Genomic DNA, 16,404 nt, shown 5'->3' with positions numbered 1-16,404 from the left:
GAAGTAGTGGAGTGTATGCAGTCCGTTAAATAAGCAACGATGAAGTTCCATGAGTCACTTTTTAGCACTATAGGAAAAGTATAATTTTTTTTGGTTTATCGTATAAGAAAAACAAAGGCTTTCGTCATAAGACTTAGTGATAAGCTAAGTTTTTTCAATGCATTTTTTGAACAACCTCTAAAAAGCTTCTACATTTCACTACAAACGCGACGGTAATCAGAATACCAAGCAATCGTAAGATGAACAAGTGCATTTGGAAGGATTTATTAAGAGGATGTAGGCATAAATACGCATGTAGTTATTCTATAATTATATAGATGATATTTCCCTTCATTACATAAGTGATACCCCCTCTAATTGTAAAAGATTTTCCGCAGTGGCCACTACCGCATGAAACAAACAGTAAAAGTGTGTATAAATGAAGTGCTGGAAATTGTTTGAGACAGATACGCCCCCCTCCTACGATTGGACTTGTGGATTATAAGACTTTACAATATAAAAAAAGTCGATTTTTGTAATATAAAATACCTTTAGGCGATTCACTAGCTATGATAAAAGTACATTCTAAGTGAAGAAACGTTTAAACTAGGAGAATGTAGATATGCAAACGTATAAAAAGGTTGTCGAAGCGAGTTATTTAACGGCTGAAAAAGCTTGGAGTTATCGAGCTATTCTACGTTATTTCTATATCCAACATGAACGAATGCGTGAATTTTTATTTCCAGAAGAAATATTGACGTATTTAAAAGAATCAACGGATTTCAAAGACTATACAGAAGAACAACTCCATCAAGATTTAGATCAATTGGTAAAATGGAATAATTTATTAGCTAGACAAGAAATGGGAAGAGCACATACAATTGAGGAATTTAAAAAGAAACGTTTTCGTTATCAATGTACACCTTATACAGTCGAATTTGAACGAATGCTCGTTGAAATGGAAAAAGGTGGTGACGTATTTGGTGGATCTTTGGAGAAAAAAGAATTCGAACGGTTGTACCAATCATTAGTCGAACTAGAAAAGATGCTTCAACAGTCATTCTTTCCAGCGGCTGATGAATGTTCGCAACTGTGGAATGACATTTTCACCTATTTTCGCTCCATTACTAAAAACACCTCAGATTATATTGCACATATAAATAGTGAACAAGCAGAAGAACGTATGCATACGGAAGCTTTTCTCGTGTTTAAAGATCAATTTACGACTTATTTAAGAGATTTTATCGTTGGGTTACAGCATACGGCGCAAAAAACACAGCAATTACTTCGGACGATCGATAAGGAAAAATTATATGCTTTTATGCAGCAAGTCATCGTTCATCAGCAACATGTGCCTCGTTTTGAAGATGTAACAGAAGATGAAGCATTAATGGAAGATATGGAAGGCAAGTGGCAGACGTTAACAATCTGGTTTTTAGGAGATGCTTATCGAGAAAGTGAGTTAGATAGCTTACAAACGCGAACGAATGAACAAATTCGTCGTATTACTCGTGTCGTCCAGCGATTGGGAGAACGCCACCATTATTTCCGTAGTCGCAAAAAAGACTATCTACATTTAGCAAGTTGGTTCGCTTCCATGGATGATGTGAACGAAGCACATGAATTATCTGCTGTCGCTTTTGGTGTGTTTCATACCCGGCATTTATATAGTGATCATATACCTTCAGAAGATATATATACAGATACTTGGGAAGAAAAACCTATTGAGCACGAAACAAATCCACGCATCCGTAACTATCGAGAGAAGACGAAAGCAGGGGCAATTGTAGATCAAAAAAAGGCAAAAGAAAAGGTCAGAGAGCAATATTTACAAGAAAAAATTGCCGAACAAATGACTATTGAAAAATATATGGATGGGAATAAAATCATGTTAGAAAAGCTACCGATTATTGAAGCAAATGTTAGAAAAATGTTGCTCAGTTGGATTGGAAAAGCAATGGCGAAGCAGGATCGTACATTTAAAACGGAGCATGGGAGGGTTGTGAAGGTACATTTGGATTCCGAACGTCGTGTGCCATTACGAGCTGAAGATGGGACGATGGAAATGCCTGCTGTAATATTTGAATTTCTAAATGAGGTGAACCGTCATGGAGCATAATCAGTTTGATGAAAAAGCGCAAACAGCGATGCGTATTTTGCTCGAACACTTTTGGATATTGCGATCCAAACAACCAGAAGCTTATCAGCTTATTCGGGAAAGGGAAAAGGTTATTCAGCGTTATGTATCCGATAAATTAGGCTTTGATTTAATTGTGCATCAACATTTTATTAAATTAGAAAAAATACCTGTAGACACAAAAAGTTGGATGGGAATACAAGATTTTCAAGAACCACGAGATTATGCCATTTTTTGTTGTGCATTAGCCTTTACAGAAAATCGTACCGTTGATGAACAATTTTTATTAACGGAAATATGCGAAGATATAAAAGATCTTTACCCTGGTGATCTACCACTTGATTGGACGAATTATCATCATCGTAGATCGCTCGTTCGAGTAATAAAGCAGTTAGAGAAGTTATCCATACTCGCGGTTGTGGAAGGGGAAGTGGATCATTTCGCCTTAAATGAAGAACATGAAGTATTGTATGAAGTAACGGTATATGCGAGATACTTTATGCGTTCTTATCCAAAAGATTTGATACATTATCAATCTAAAGAAGAAATTTTGCAAGGTGAATGGGATAGGCACGAGGCAGTAGATGGCAGGAGAAAACGTGTCTACCGTAAATTACTTTTATCACCTGCTGTTCAAAGACAGAGTGAGGATGACCCTGATTTTGCTTATATACGTAATTACCGTAATCGCCTACGTGATGACCTGGAGGAGCATACGTTATTCCGGTTTGAGATTTTTAAAAATGTGGCGCTGCTTGTAGCGGAAGAGAAAAAACAGGAGCTTACATTATTCCCTGATCAAAAAGCGATTATGGATATAGCGCTGCACTTAGCGGCTTACCTTCGAGACCATGAAGATGATTTTCAACCTGATACGTTTGGCAATATTCGCATTAGCCCGGTTGCCTTTGAAAGTTTGCTGTCTTCACTTCATGAACAATATGGACCTGGTTGGAGTAAACAGTATCGTGAAGGTAGCATAAAGCAAATGCAAAAAGAATTAACTGAAACATTAAAGAGCTGGGAAATGTTGCAGCAGGATACCTTTACAAAGGATTATATTATCCGACCGTTGTTAGGACGTGTCGTTGGAAAGTACCCGAAAAAGTATGTGGAAGAAGGGATGTCTTTGTATGAGCAAAAATAAATGGGAATTACATCGGGCAGGCTTATTGAACTTCTGGTATTATGATGATGAAATTTTTCAATTTGCAGATGGAAAGCTTTTGCTTCGCGGTAGTAACGGTTCAGGGAAATCAGTGACCATGCAAAGTATTTTACCCGTTTTATTAGATGGAAAAAAGTCTCCAGATCGACTAGATCCATTTGGTTCGAAAGCGCGCAAGATGGAAGATTATTTGCTTGGAGAAAAAGATATCGTCGACCGAGATGAACGTACTGGTTATTTATTTATTGAATATAAACGAAAAAATACAGGTCAATACATTACTACAGGCATAGGTATGCAAGCTCGCAGGCATAAATCCATGAATACATGGTATTTTGTAATCACGGATAATCGACGTATAAATGAAGATATATTTTTATATGAAACGGAACGCCATGCTGGCGAAACACAACAAATCCCGCTTTCTCGTGTGCAGTTGGAGAATCGAGTAGGTGAGGGTGGACATGTTGTGCGTACGCAAACGGAGTATATGCAACTTGTTAATAAATATATATTCGGTTTTGAAGAAATCGATGCATTTGAAGATTTAATTAAACTATTAATTCAATTACGAAGTCCGAAGCTGTCTAAGGATTTTAAGCCAACCGTTATTTATGAAATATTAGAAGCAGCATTACCGCCGTTAACGGATGAAGACTTACGCCATTTATCGGATACGATTGAGCATATGGATCAAACAAAGCAACAAATTGAACAATTAGAGCGCGAGCAGCAAGCCTTAAACAAATTAATTAACCGTTATGATGATTACAATACGTATATGATTACCGCTGCTGCTCATGAGTATATGGATACGAAGAAGCAATCTGCGAAGAAAATGAATGAAATGAAAGAAAAAGAGCAAGTAGAAGGGCAGTTAGAAACAGAAATTAGCCAGCTGCACGAACGAAATAGAATGTTACAACAAGAAAAAGACATACTCGAAAAGAAAGAAGAACGGTTGCGTCATCATAAGGTGTGGAATCTAGAAAAGGATTTAACACATGAGCAACAGGTTTTAGAAGAGATCCATGCAGATGTAGGGCGTAAACAGAATCATGTCTCCGAAAAAAAACGTTTGGAATTGCAAACAGGAGATAAAATTACTGCATTAGAAGCAGAAAATGAAGTTGTGAAAGAAGAAATAAAAGATGCACTAGAAGATTTACAGCTTGCAGCAGAAGCAGCCTCTTTTTTACAGCATGAAGTGAACGAACAGGATTTTAAACGGTACGAGACGAGAGCATTTAATTTTACTGTGTGGCGACAAGAAGCAGAAACACATTATCAATTATTAGATACGATTACAGAAGAAGTTCGTACGTACGAACAATTAAAAAAACAGCTGGTAGAATTTCAAAAGCGCTTAGCTGACTCGTCGCTGCAGTTGGATACCGTTCGCCAAGAAGAAAAAGATTGGCAAAATGTATTTGAAGAGGATAAGCAGAAAAAACTTTCCGACATCTATCAGTGGGCAGAAGCAAATGATTTTTTAGCGATAGAAGAGGAAACATTACAAAAGACAGCTCGAGAGATGGAACAGCTTTATGAAGAAAATACGTTTGAAGATATACGTCAATTGTTTGTACAAAGAAGCACCGCTTATCAGATGGAAAAAAACGAACGCATTGCAACGTACAAAGGAAATTTGTCGCTTATACAGGATGCATTACAAGAAAAAGAAATAGAAAGAGCAACGTGGCAAAACAAACGTGATCCTGAACCACCTCATCAGAAAGAAAAAACGAAACAAGCAAGAGAAAAGTTAAAAGACAATCAATATGCATTTGCTCCTTTCTATGAAGTGGTTGAATTTCAAGATCATGTACCGGAAGAAATGTGTAAACAATTGGAGGCTATTCTACTAGATGCTGGTATACTAAATAGTTTAATTGCAGAGCACGGAACACCATTGCATCATGACCGTATTATTCAGCCTAACCCACAAATGATGGCTCATACACTTGCTGACTATTTAAAGCCTGATATTGATCATGAGCAATCGGTGTCGGAACAACTAGTAGATGATGTGCTTCGCAGTATCGTATTTGAAGAACAACTAGAAACGGGAAATTTTAGTATCAATGAAGACGGAAAGTATCGAATAGGATTGCTGAAAGGACATACGGAACCTGTAGATGTCGTTCGTTATATTGGGAAAAATGCCCGTAAACGTTACCGAGAGGAAATGATAGCGCAAATTGAAAAAGAGATACAAGATTTACAGCAACAAATGCAAGAACTGGAAACAAAAGTAAGCGATTCGGAAAAAAGTGTTGCTAAAGCACAAGTAGCTATGGATCGATTCCCTGACGATAAAGATTTACAAGTAAGTTATACAAAAAGGAAAGAAAAGCAGTTTGAACGCAAGCAACTGCAAAAAGAATTAGAACGAATGGATGCGGAGATGCAAGGAACGAATCGAAATTACCAAGAGAAAAAACGTATCCTTGATCAAAAAACGAGAGACTTAAATATTACCTTTTCCCTAGAAGGCTATATAGATGCGAAGCAAGAAATGCGTCAATACGAGAAGACGCTAAGCTCACTAGTTACGGCCCATAAAACTTTTTTACTACAACAAGAAAGTATTTTTCAGGCTAAAGATCGTTTAAGTCAAATGATAGCTGAAGTAGATGAATTAAACGGAGAGCTCAATGTATTAGCTGATAAAAAGGCAAAAGTAGCTGGCAACATAAAACAGATTGAACAACAATTGGATATGCACGGTGTAGCAGATGTTCGGAAGCAAATTCAAGAAGTGCAGCAATCGTTGCAACAGATAGGTAAAGAATATCTTGATAATCAAGCGAGTATTCCTAAGAAAGAAGCGACACGTGATATGCTTCAGCAACAAATTCAAGTAGGAAAACAGCAACTCACATTTTTAGAAAAGATGATGGAAGCTTGGGAAGATACCTTTGTTAAAGAGATGAAATATCAATTTATCGCTTTTCCTGCGTCCTATGAAACGAATGAGACTTGTGCAAAATGGATTCTCCAAAATTATAAGCATTGGTTAAAAGAAAAAAATTTAACGACGATTGAAGGTCAATTAACAAGTGTATATTACGAGCAGCATTCTAATTTAATGGAGTATCGTATGTCGGATTTACAAGTTCAAGCCGAAAATTACCCTTGGATGGATCATGATTGGACCGATGAGCAACTGTTAAAAATTCAATATTGGAAGGAGAAAGCTGCAAGGCGACTCATTCAACTTGATTATCAAGGGAAACGAGTTGACCCGTATGTTGTAAGTGAGAAACTAGAAGAGGATCGGTTGCAACAACAGCACTTATTGGACGATCAGGATCGCAAGTTGTATGAGGAAATCCTATTTGATTCTGTTGGCAAAAAACTGAGAAGCCGTATTAGTAGAGCACAACAATGGACGGAAAAAATGGACAAGCTGATGGCAGAAAGCGATTCTTCCTCAGGGTTATCTTTTTCAATTAAATGGAAACCTCGTACAGCAGAATCAGAAGCGGAACTGGATACAAAAGAGTTAGTCGATTTATTGCGTCGTGATTCTAGGTTATTGAAAGAAACAGATATGCTAAAAGTAATGGATCACTTTCGATCAAGAATTGCTAGAGCAAAAGAACTAGTTGAAATAAAAGGCGAAGGAAGTACGCTTTTACAAGTATTAAAAGATGTCTTAGATTATCGTAACTGGTTTTCGTTTGTATTATCTTACAAACGAAAAGGCGAACCGAAAAGAGAGCTTTCTAACCATGCGTTTTATCAATTTAGTGGTGGAGAAAAGGCGATGGCGATGTATATTCCATTATTTACAGCTTGTTATTCCAGATATAAAGAAGCTGCCAATACAGCGCCTTATATTATCTCATTAGATGAAGCTTTTGCAGGTGTGGACGAAGCTAATATTAGCGTCATGTTTCGTTTAGTTGAAGAATTAGGTTTTAACTATATGATGAACTCTCAGGTGCTTTGGGGAGATTATGAAACAATATCCAATCTCGCCATCTATGAGCTCGTTCGTCCCAAAAACCAAGACTTTGTAACGGTTATTCGTTACCATTGGGACGGGAATAAGCGCTCATTAGTTATAAATGATACAGAAGAAGAAAAAACAACTACGTTACATGCATAGGGATGAAGATGGGGAGAACCCGTTGTTTGCAGTGAAGAGGGAGCTTTTTAATCGAACGCTCCTTTTTCTTTTTTATCAAGGAAATTATTATCGACTTTCTAGTCGGTGGATTGTTGCCACACATAGGAATAACCAAGGTAATTACAAGAAATGTAAGAAAGTGGTGTACAACATATGAAAACGGAAGCTATTTTAAAAGCAGCTTGTTCATTTTTTAAAAGTGAACAGGCATATGATAAGTTATTCCAACAGTTTCGAAAAAAATATGAATCACTAGGCCGAATCGGGGGGACAGTACCGGTTCGACTATTTTCTGCGCATGAATTAGAAGTAATTGCACGTTTTTATGGTACGACAAAACAAGCGCTAGTGAAGAAGGGGGTGATTCATGTTGTGCAATTTGAAAAGCAATTACAAGAAACAAAATTTGCTGCAATAGGATTAAAGCAACTATTAGACAATTATTTTGATGAGGAAATAATTTCTAAGAAACAACGTAAGGAAATAGAACAACAACAACTCAGATCTCTTTTACAAGAGTTAGAAAGGTCTTACCCGTCACTTAAGGACTGGTTTCGTTATATACAATCTGTAACAAAAGAAAAAAGGTGGATAACTCGTATAGCGGAAAAGGATTTTACGTACTTTCATTATTTAATAAAGCAAGTAGCGAAAGCAAGAGAACAGCTCCCTTCTACACCTGAACGTTTACCTATGTTTAGCCAACGGATAACTGCTGATCCTCACGCCTTTGACATTCATACAGATTTAGGGAAGTTGCTTCTGGAGGTGCTAACTTTTTACCATCCTACTTGGCCTAATAATGAAGTACCACAAACAACAGAGTCGATTAATGAGCTGTTAAGAATGTATGGCATTTATCGTGATGATCTCTTGAATTTTGTTACTTGTTCAGGCTTACAAGCTCAAACGAAAGAAGGAATGCTACATCCAGTATGGCAAGCAGCTGTGGAAATGAATAGCGTACAAAATGTACCATTGCGAGAGCTGTTATCTATAGATAGAATATTCCCTGCAAGTGGTAAGCATGTATGGGTAGTAGAAAATTCTGGTGTATGTTCTGCTTTATTGGATGTGTTACCAAGCACACCAATAATTAGTACGAATGGACAATTTAAGCTAGCAGCGTGGATTGTGTTCGATTTACTAGCAAAGGAAGATTGTATCATTCATTATGCGAGTGATTTTGATCCAGAAGGAGTGGGAATGGCGGAAAGATTATTACATCGTTATGCACCCCAGTTGCGTCTATGGCAAATGGATGTAGCGGCATATCATAAAAGTAATCCTATGAAACCAATCGATAAAGAACGATTAAAAAAACTAGAGCGCATGGAACACACTACACTATTGCCACTTGTAAAAGAAATGAAACGAATGAAAAAAGCAGGCTATCAAGAAGCGCTAGTAAAAGATATGATCCAGGACATTAAAAATAAATGAAGAGGCGGGGAAGTTGGAACAAATTTGATGTGCGCTGCATTAAAAATCCAAATATATTCTCAAACTACTTCTATTTTGATCCGATAATAACAATAAAGAAGAGTTTTTAAACCCTTAGGAGTGTTCATATGGAGGCAATATCGCAAAAGCAGCTATCACAAGCGAACAACATATTACATACCATTGTTGAGGCAACAGAATATTTTTATCAGTTAGTAAAGCAAGAAGAAAGCCATCAGGCAATCTTTATATTTAGTTCTATTGTGGAAGGTGTACAATCCGTAAGTAAGACGTTTGAGAATGACGAGTTTTTACGAGATGACAAGCGTAAATTAGAAAACTATCTATTGCAAGTCGCTCAATTATTGGAAGCAAATAAATTCATTAAGATTACAGAAGTACTTCAATTTTCATTTTTGCCACTTTTAAAGAGAATGTTATCCTATATGGAAGAAATAGATGAGCAAAATAAAGCTGAAAAAGTGTATACAATTGGTGTCTTCTCCCCACAGGCGAATCCTGTAAAGTTCTTACCTCAACCAAGGCTTCAAGCTTTAGTTAAAGAAAGTCAACAACAACATGCCCGTTTACTATTCTTTACAGAAACAGATGTCGACCTAAAGAATAATGAGGTAGAAGCTGATACATATGTAAATGGAAACTGGGAGAGAATAACTGCTCCTTTTCCAGATGTCATTAATAATATAGGAACAATTAGACCTTCCCATGTCGAAAGGGAATTAAGACGGAAAATCCCTTTTACAAGCTATCATGTAGGTAACAAATTTTCTTTGCCTAAACGAATGGTTAAGTACCGTAAATATGCTGATTTACTCGTTCCGTTTAGACTTTGTCAAAAGGAAAGTGATGTTTTTGACTTTTTACAAGAAAATAATAAAGTAGTGTTTAAATCACTATTAAGTAACCGCGGGGAAAATATTTTCTTTGTTACCAAAAAAGGTAACCGTTACATTTTAATGGAGCATAAAAAAGAAAAAATTTTAAATCAAGATGTGTTTTCAAAATGGTTGCAAGAGCATATTTTAAGAAAAAAAGGTAGTTTTATTATTCAACGGTATATTCATACACGTACGAAAGATGATGAACCGTATCATATTCGCTCTCACGTCCAAAAGAATGGACGAGGGGATTGGATAATTACACACATATACCCGCGTGTTGGAAATAGAAAAAGTAATTTAAGTAATGTTGCTACAGAAGGAAGAGTAGAAGACTTTCATACATTTTTACTTCATGAGTACGGGGAACTTGGAGAAAAGTACGCACATGATATTTTGCAACTCTCCTTAGAAGTAGCGAGTCACTTAGATAAATTATACAACTTTGCATTAGATGAGCTTGGATTGGATTTTGCCATTGATGAAAATGGTAGATACTGGATGCATGAAGCGAATAATGGACCGCAAACTGCCTATCACGAAGAAAAACGAGCAGTTAATACAATAGCCTATGCGAAATACCTTGCTAAAAACGGTATATTTCGTTCTGATCGGATACTTCAGCAACGGTTTAATTCCAGTGTTACCAATATCTCCAATGCGTCAACGAATGGAAAAACTACAATAGGTATGTTAGTAGGAAAACATGTTCGAGATGAATTAACCGAGGAATTTGCAAAGCTGGCAGAACAAAAAGAATTTTATTTTTATGTATTTAGTCCCAAGGATGTTGATGAATATGAAAGAGTTATCCGCGGTTATGTATTAGAGGGTGGGGAGTGGACTGCTAAAATAATCGAGTATCCTGACATCGTGTTTGATAGATTGAAGATGAGAAATAGTAAACAGATGCAATGGCTGTATGAAGAATTATCTGAGAAAGCAAGCTTTACTAATAATTGGAATGATCTTATCGAACGATCTGATTTATATAACCTTCTAGCAGACAGGGAGTATATGTTACCTTTCCAACAAGTAAAGAGAACGAGAGATATTTTTAGAATGTTAGAGACCCATCAGCAGGTTGCACTAAAGCCTGAAGTTGGGGCATTAAATGATGAACATGTTATAAAGGAACTTGAACATGGTAAATATTTGCTTGTTCATGGAAAAAGAAAAACAGTGTATAGTCAACTTCCTTTGACAAATAAACTAAAGGAATTATTAGAGGAAAGAAGCTATGTTGTCCAAGTTGATCCACGTATTACAGATTTCGACAATAGAGATAATTTGGTTTCTATACATCTTCATTTAATGAACAAGGGAATGGAAGATTGGGATTTCATAAGTGGATATGTCAAAACGAAAAATTTTGAAGCAGAAAGCCATCCGACTGTTCACAGGCAAGATATCCTGGAGTATTTAACAGGGAAATACGATGATCAAGAGGTAAAGTTATTGGAATCAGAGCTTATAGCTATTGCTAAAAATGTTGCTTCTACTTTAAAAAACACGTATCAAGAAAGTATGTCTGAAGTAGCTATTAGCTTATCGATGAACGATTTGAGAAAAATTTATGTCCTAGATGTGAATCCTAGCGGTCCATCTTATATATACAATCCTACAATTTTAGCAAAACAATTGCTTTCCTATATTTCTGAGTTGTTCACAGGAAGAGGGTGATAAGGGGAATTATATCTTCTTCAACTAGTCCATGACTATTGCGGCTTAAAAATATAAAAAAAACTGTACCCAATTGGGTGCAGTTTTTTATACTATAGATTGTTCAACGTGCGAGTTTTAACTATATGGATAGTTTCTAGCCTTGTGCTGAACGCTAATCCATTTAAAAGTAGTAAAGGCATCTAAGCTCCATTCCCCATTTAAACGTCCTAAACCTGAATTTTTCATTCCCCCAAATGCGACATGAGGCTCGTCGTTAATGGTCCCGTCATTAATGTGGATCATCCCTGTATCTAATTGCTTTGCAAGCTCTGCACCACGCTCAACGTCTCTTGTATGAATAGCTCCACTTAGACCATATAAGGTATCATTTGCAATAGAAATGGCTTCTTCGTCGTTCGATGCTTGTAAAATCGACACGACAGGGGCAAATACTTCTTCTTTTGCTATAGACATAGTAGGAGTCACATCTGTGAAGATCACAGGTTCTATTACATTTCCTTCTATTTTTCCTTTAAGAATGGGTTTGGCTCCTTCTTCTATTGCTTTCGTAATGAAAGCTTTCGTTGTTTCTACTTGCTGTTGATTAATTAACGGCCCAATAATGGTGTTTGGATCTTTGGGATCTCCGCACGGTAATGTAGCTACTTTCGCTACATATTTTTCAATAAATTCTTTATAAACTGCTTCATGTATAATTAAGCGATTCGCAGACATGCAAATTTGCCCTTGATGCGTAAAACGGCTAAATACAGCAGCACTTACTGCTAAATCAATGTCCGCGTCTTCTAATACTATAAGTGCACTATTTCCTCCTAATTCTAAGTGTGCATCCTTTAAATGTTTTCCTGCAATGGCACCGATATGTTTCCCAACCTTTGTAGAACCGGTAAAAGAAATAGATCGAGGGATAGGGTGTGCAACAAAGTCATCCCCGATTTCCGAAATTTCTGTTGTGATTACATTGAGTAGACCTTTTGGTAATCCGGCATGTTCAAAAATAGATGCAATCATTGTTCCACCAGTAATTGGTGTATGTTCATGGGGTTTTAGCACAACTCCATTACCAGTTGCCAATGCTGTTGCGACCGATTTCATGGATAAGAAAAATGGAAAATTGAAAGGGCTGATTACGCCAACAACACCTACAGGAACACGGTAAACTCTATTTTCCTTATCATCAATAGGGGAGGTTAAAATTTTCCCATCCATTCGAAAAGGAAATGTGGTAGCTTCTTTTATAATGTTGGTTACAAGACCTATTTCAAATTCTGCTTTTAACCTTGTACCACCAATCTCTTCTATGATTATTTTAACAATGGATTCATAGTTATCGTTTATATATTGAACTGCGTTTTCAAACACCTCGCGCTTAGCGACAGGGTTGGTTTTTTCCCATTGTTTCTGTGCCGCATTTGCAGCTTGATAAGCATCATCCAAATCTTTTTTACTGCCTGCACGATATGTGGCGAGAAGGTCGCCATTATAAGGGTTTTTGTTTTCCATAATAAGGGGAGAAGCCCCCTCTTTCCACACGCCGTTAATATATTGACTTGGCAATTTTTTAAATGACATAGTTACCCCTCCGATAAATTAATTTTTCAGTTGCATATTTTCTTTGGCAAGTTGGGCTAGCATTTGAATATTACTATTTATTTCTTGCGCAGTTGCAGATAATTCTTCAATAGCCGCTGATTGGCTATCTGATTCTACATTCGTATCTTGAATATGCTTATTCAAATTAGCAATGACTTCTTTAATCGTATTTGTTATTGTTTGGATTTCAGACACATGCTCTTTGGAGTTTGTCGCCATTTTTCTAATTTCGTTTGCTACAACTGAAAATCCTTTCCCATGTTCACCAGCTCTGGCAGATTCAATGGCTGCATTTAACCCTAATAAATTGCTTTGGTCCGCTATTCCTTTCACCACATTGGAGACGTCTTCAATTGTATCTACTTGTTTGGTAACTTCTGTAGCTTTTTCTGAAACGACGGACATGTTATTTGCTAAACCGGAAATGGACTCTGCCATATCTTGTATGGTATTGGTTACATCTTCAAAAACCGTTGACAAATTGGAAGAAATTTCAGATAGCTGATTTGCTCTTTCTACGCTAAGCCCGACCCCAACACCCCCAATAAGGTTTCCAGTCTCATCATGAAGTGGTACAGCACGAGCAATTAAGTTCACACCAAATAACGAAGCAGGAACGATAGCTGATTGGTTTTTATTTTGCCGAATGGCATTTGTCACTATATCCCCTTCTACTAACGGATCGCCAGGTTGTACATTTAAAGAGAAGGTGTTAGCTGGAAAATTAATAATTAACTTCTCTGTGTCATAAATACCTATTGTAATATCATCGTTAATTAAATCTTGTAAAAATGGAGCAACAGTAACAAATGACTGCAGCAAAGGATGCGTATTTATTTGCTCAACTGTTGTTTCCTTCATTTTATCCACACTCCTAATCAGGTTGTAAAGTATATTGATTTGTTTTTTAATTCAATATGTTTTTAATACCTCTTTCTCCTCTTCTACGAGAAAGTCATTATAAGGATTTGTTAAATAAAGTAACAGCGAAGAATGTGTTATTTTCATTCACAGGAGAAAGACGTTCATTATTTATATCGGAAGTATAGCAATAATTATAAATAGCTCCATTTTTTTCCTTGATTATAAACGAAAGAAATATAAAAGGAGTAAGGTAGTTTTTGCCTCGCATTAAATAAGAAGATTTTATAAAAAAGCTTCATAGTTTGTACCTTTATACCGATAAAAAAATAAGTCCATTGCTGGAACTTAATGTTATTCACTTCTTAGCTATATCAATGTTTTAAATAATTATACCTCCGCGTTGGAGAAGGGAAAAATATATATGGATCTAAATGTTTATATAAAATTTACTTATTTATGATAAAAGCTTGGATTATCGCCAAATCTTTAGCAAGGATATGTTGTCGTTTTGCTATACTAACAACCTTATAATTTTATATTTTCCGATTGTGGAATAGCTAGATTTTATACAAAGGGGAAATGAACATGCGTAAGTTATTTACATTTAAAAGCATCCGGATGAAACTTTTTTTTGCTTTTTCGATTATCATCATTCTAGTTATTTTATTAGGAGTCACAAATGTAATAAGCATTAGCGGAAGTAATCAGGATACAGAAGAAATGATCAAACAAGATATGCAATTATTAGTTACTGAAGAACAATTGGCAATTAATATGGCTGAACGAACCGGCTATTTGCGAGGATACTTATTATATAATGATGAACGATATAAACAAAGCTTCCAAAATACAATTGATGAAACGATGGAATTGGAGAACTATGTTTTAAAACACAATAATTCGGAAGAAGTTCGGTTTTTAATGGATAAGAAAATAGAATGGGGAGAACTTACCGATAAGTTTTTCCAAGAAATGGATGAGGGGAATAGTGCTAAAGCCAAGGTGATTATGGCGAATGAAATTCAACCAATTGGAAATCAATTAATTGATGGTTTTAAAGAGTTAGCAAAAAAGAGTGAAAATAATATTACAAACAAAGGTGAGAACGTTATTCAAGCTGGAGAATTCACGCTAAGCTTTGGGGTAATCGTTACAGTATCCGTCGTAATATTAGGAGGAGTTATTGCTTTTCTAACTGCCCATTCCATAGCAAAACCATTAAAGCGTGTAAAAGAAAGAATGACGAAGATAGCTAACGGAGAACTGATTAATGAACCGCTAGATATAAAAGGGAAAGATGAAATTGCTGAGCTAATGGTAACAACGAATGAGATGAATGAGCAATTAAAAGAATTGTTAATTTCCATTAAAAACGTGTCTAGTGTGGTTGATGATAAATCGAAAGCTCTGAACCAAGCTTCTGATGAAATGCAACAAGGAACAGAGCAGGTGGCTGCGACGATGGAAGAGCTTGCTTCTGGGGCGGAAAATCAGGCAAATCATGCAGCTAATTTAGCAAGTATGATGAACGATTTAAATAATGTCATTCAAGAAGTAAGTCAGAACAGTACAGAAATAGAGCAAACCTCTGCTGGTGTTTTAGTAAAAACAAAATCTGGACATGATATTATGGGGACGACAAACGACCAAATGGTGAAGATAGATCATATTGTAAAGAATGCTGTAGAGAGCGTACGCGGTTTAGATATAAAAACGAAGGAAATTTCAAAATTAGTAACTGTGATAGGTGAAGTCGCTGAACAAACGAATTTATTAGCGCTAAATGCAGCTATTGAAGCAGCGAGGGCTGGAGAGCATGGGAAAGGATTTGCGGTCGTTGCCGATGAGGTACGGAAACTGGCAGAACAGGTATCTTTGTCACTAAATGATATTACAAAAGTAGTTAAAGATATTCAAACGGAGTCCAATCAAGTAACTACATCGCTTCAAGATGGTTATAAAGAGGTAACGAATGGTTCGGAACAAATGAAAGAAACAAAGGATACATTTGAATCTATTTATCATTCTGTTAATGAAATGGCAAATGCCATCTCTCAAGTTAAACAACATTTTGATCGGGTTTCTGAAAATAGTAAAGAGATGAATGGTTCTGTAGGAGAAATTGCCGCGATATCAGAAGAAGCTGCTGCTGGTATTGAGCAGACATCTGCGACTGCTCAGCAAGCTAGTAGTTCCATGCAAGAAGTATCTGCCAACGCTGATCGTCTTTCCAAACTCGCTGACAATCTAAAAACTTTAATGCAACGATTTACTATATAATGAAGCTTAATATGGAAAACAGCGGATATTTGCGTATAGTTATTCAGTTTTTTGGGTGCTAATGATTTTTAAGCACCAGCTAAAGTTATCCAGTTAGAAAAACTCGGTTGATCGCTACATCTTAAGGGCGGTCAACCGAGTTTTTCTATCTAGTTATTATTTTCGACAAAATTTGGTAAAACTAGTCAACTATTACTCTTATAAAAAAATTGACCGT

At 36.3% G+C, this 16,404-nt stretch carries 8 protein-coding genes; 6 read left to right on the top strand and 2 right to left on the bottom strand.

Annotation, left to right across the window (positions count from 1 at the left end; genetic code table 11):
* The first annotated feature begins 601 nt into the window (after window positions 1–601).
* The 5 genes from D9780_RS11565 to D9780_RS11545 all read left to right on the top strand — a co-directional run bounded on the left by D9780_RS11565 (window position 602) and on the right by D9780_RS11545 (window position 11,447).
* On the top strand, window positions 602–2,098 hold the full coding sequence (locus tag D9780_RS11565; RefSeq protein ID WP_121640178.1) for a TIGR02677 family protein: 1,497 nt from the start codon (window positions 602–604) through the stop codon (window positions 2,096–2,098).
* Window positions 2,088–3,263 carry a TIGR02678 family protein gene (locus D9780_RS11560; protein WP_121640177.1) on the top strand — a complete coding sequence of 392 codons (1,176 nt, stop codon included), beginning with the start codon at window positions 2,088–2,090 and terminating at the stop codon, window positions 3,261–3,263. The genes D9780_RS11565 and D9780_RS11560 overlap by 11 nt, the downstream gene beginning before the upstream one ends.
* Entirely contained in the window at window positions 3,250–7,401 is a 4,152-nt protein-coding gene (locus D9780_RS11555; protein ID WP_162985852.1) for a TIGR02680 family protein, read from the top strand. Before D9780_RS11560 ends, D9780_RS11555 begins: the two co-directional genes overlap by 14 nt.
* A gap of 174 nt (window positions 7,402–7,575) precedes the next feature.
* Window positions 7,576–8,865 carry a TIGR02679 family protein gene (locus D9780_RS11550; protein ID WP_121640175.1) on the top strand — a complete coding sequence of 430 codons (1,290 nt, stop codon included), beginning with the start codon at window positions 7,576–7,578 and terminating at the stop codon, window positions 8,863–8,865.
* Between the two features lie 128 nt (window positions 8,866–8,993).
* Window positions 8,994–11,447 carry a YheC/YheD family protein gene (locus D9780_RS11545; RefSeq protein ID WP_121640174.1) on the top strand — a complete coding sequence of 818 codons (2,454 nt, stop codon included), beginning with the start codon at window positions 8,994–8,996 and terminating at the stop codon, window positions 11,445–11,447.
* A 117-nt stretch (window positions 11,448–11,564) separates the two neighbouring features.
* Here D9780_RS11545 and D9780_RS11540 read toward each other — a convergent pair whose 3' ends face one another.
* Both D9780_RS11540 and D9780_RS11535 read right to left on the bottom strand, forming a co-directional pair.
* Window positions 11,565–13,022 carry an aldehyde dehydrogenase family protein gene (locus D9780_RS11540; protein WP_121640173.1) on the bottom strand — a complete coding sequence of 486 codons (1,458 nt, stop codon included), beginning with the start codon at window positions 13,020–13,022 and terminating at the stop codon, window positions 11,565–11,567.
* Between the two features lie 18 nt (window positions 13,023–13,040).
* Window positions 13,041–13,904 (bottom strand): methyl-accepting chemotaxis protein, encoded by an 864-nt coding sequence (locus tag D9780_RS11535; protein ID WP_162985851.1) that lies wholly within the window; start codon window positions 13,902–13,904, stop codon window positions 13,041–13,043.
* A gap of 588 nt (window positions 13,905–14,492) precedes the next feature.
* Between D9780_RS11535 and D9780_RS11530 the strand changes: the two genes are divergently transcribed.
* Window positions 14,493–16,187: a methyl-accepting chemotaxis protein gene (locus D9780_RS11530; protein ID WP_162985850.1), complete on the top strand. Its 1,695-nt coding sequence runs from the start codon at window positions 14,493–14,495 to the stop codon at window positions 16,185–16,187.
* The last annotated feature ends 217 nt before the right edge of the window (window positions 16,188–16,404 follow it).

Origin of the sequence: Virgibacillus sp. Bac330 (assembly GCF_003667845.1) — a bacterium.
GTDB lineage: Bacteria > Bacillota > Bacilli > Bacillales > Amphibacillaceae > Virgibacillus > Virgibacillus chiguensis.
Note: the sequence above shows the minus strand (reverse complement) of the source record. Positions and strands in the feature narration are given on the sequence as shown.

What these genes read in the sequence shown, in the direction of transcription:
- D9780_RS11565 (WP_121640178.1), top strand. Translation starts at nt 602, where the DNA reads ATGCAAACGTATAAAAAGGTTGTCGAAGCGAGTTATTTAACGGCTGAA.
- D9780_RS11560 (WP_121640177.1), top strand. Translation starts at nt 2,088, where the DNA reads ATGGAGCATAATCAGTTTGATGAAAAAGCGCAAACAGCGATGCGTATT.
- D9780_RS11555 (WP_162985852.1), top strand. Translation starts at nt 3,250, where the DNA reads ATGAGCAAAAATAAATGGGAATTACATCGGGCAGGCTTATTGAACTTC.
- D9780_RS11550 (WP_121640175.1), top strand. Translation starts at nt 7,576, where the DNA reads ATGAAAACGGAAGCTATTTTAAAAGCAGCTTGTTCATTTTTTAAAAGT.
- D9780_RS11545 (WP_121640174.1), top strand. Translation starts at nt 8,994, where the DNA reads ATGGAGGCAATATCGCAAAAGCAGCTATCACAAGCGAACAACATATTA.
- D9780_RS11540 (WP_121640173.1), bottom strand. Translation starts at nt 13,022, where the DNA reads ATGTCATTTAAAAAATTGCCAAGTCAATATATTAACGGCGTGTGGAAA.
- D9780_RS11535 (WP_162985851.1), bottom strand. Translation starts at nt 13,904, where the DNA reads ATGAAGGAAACAACAGTTGAGCAAATAAATACGCATCCTTTGCTGCAG.
- D9780_RS11530 (WP_162985850.1), top strand. Translation starts at nt 14,493, where the DNA reads ATGCGTAAGTTATTTACATTTAAAAGCATCCGGATGAAACTTTTTTTT.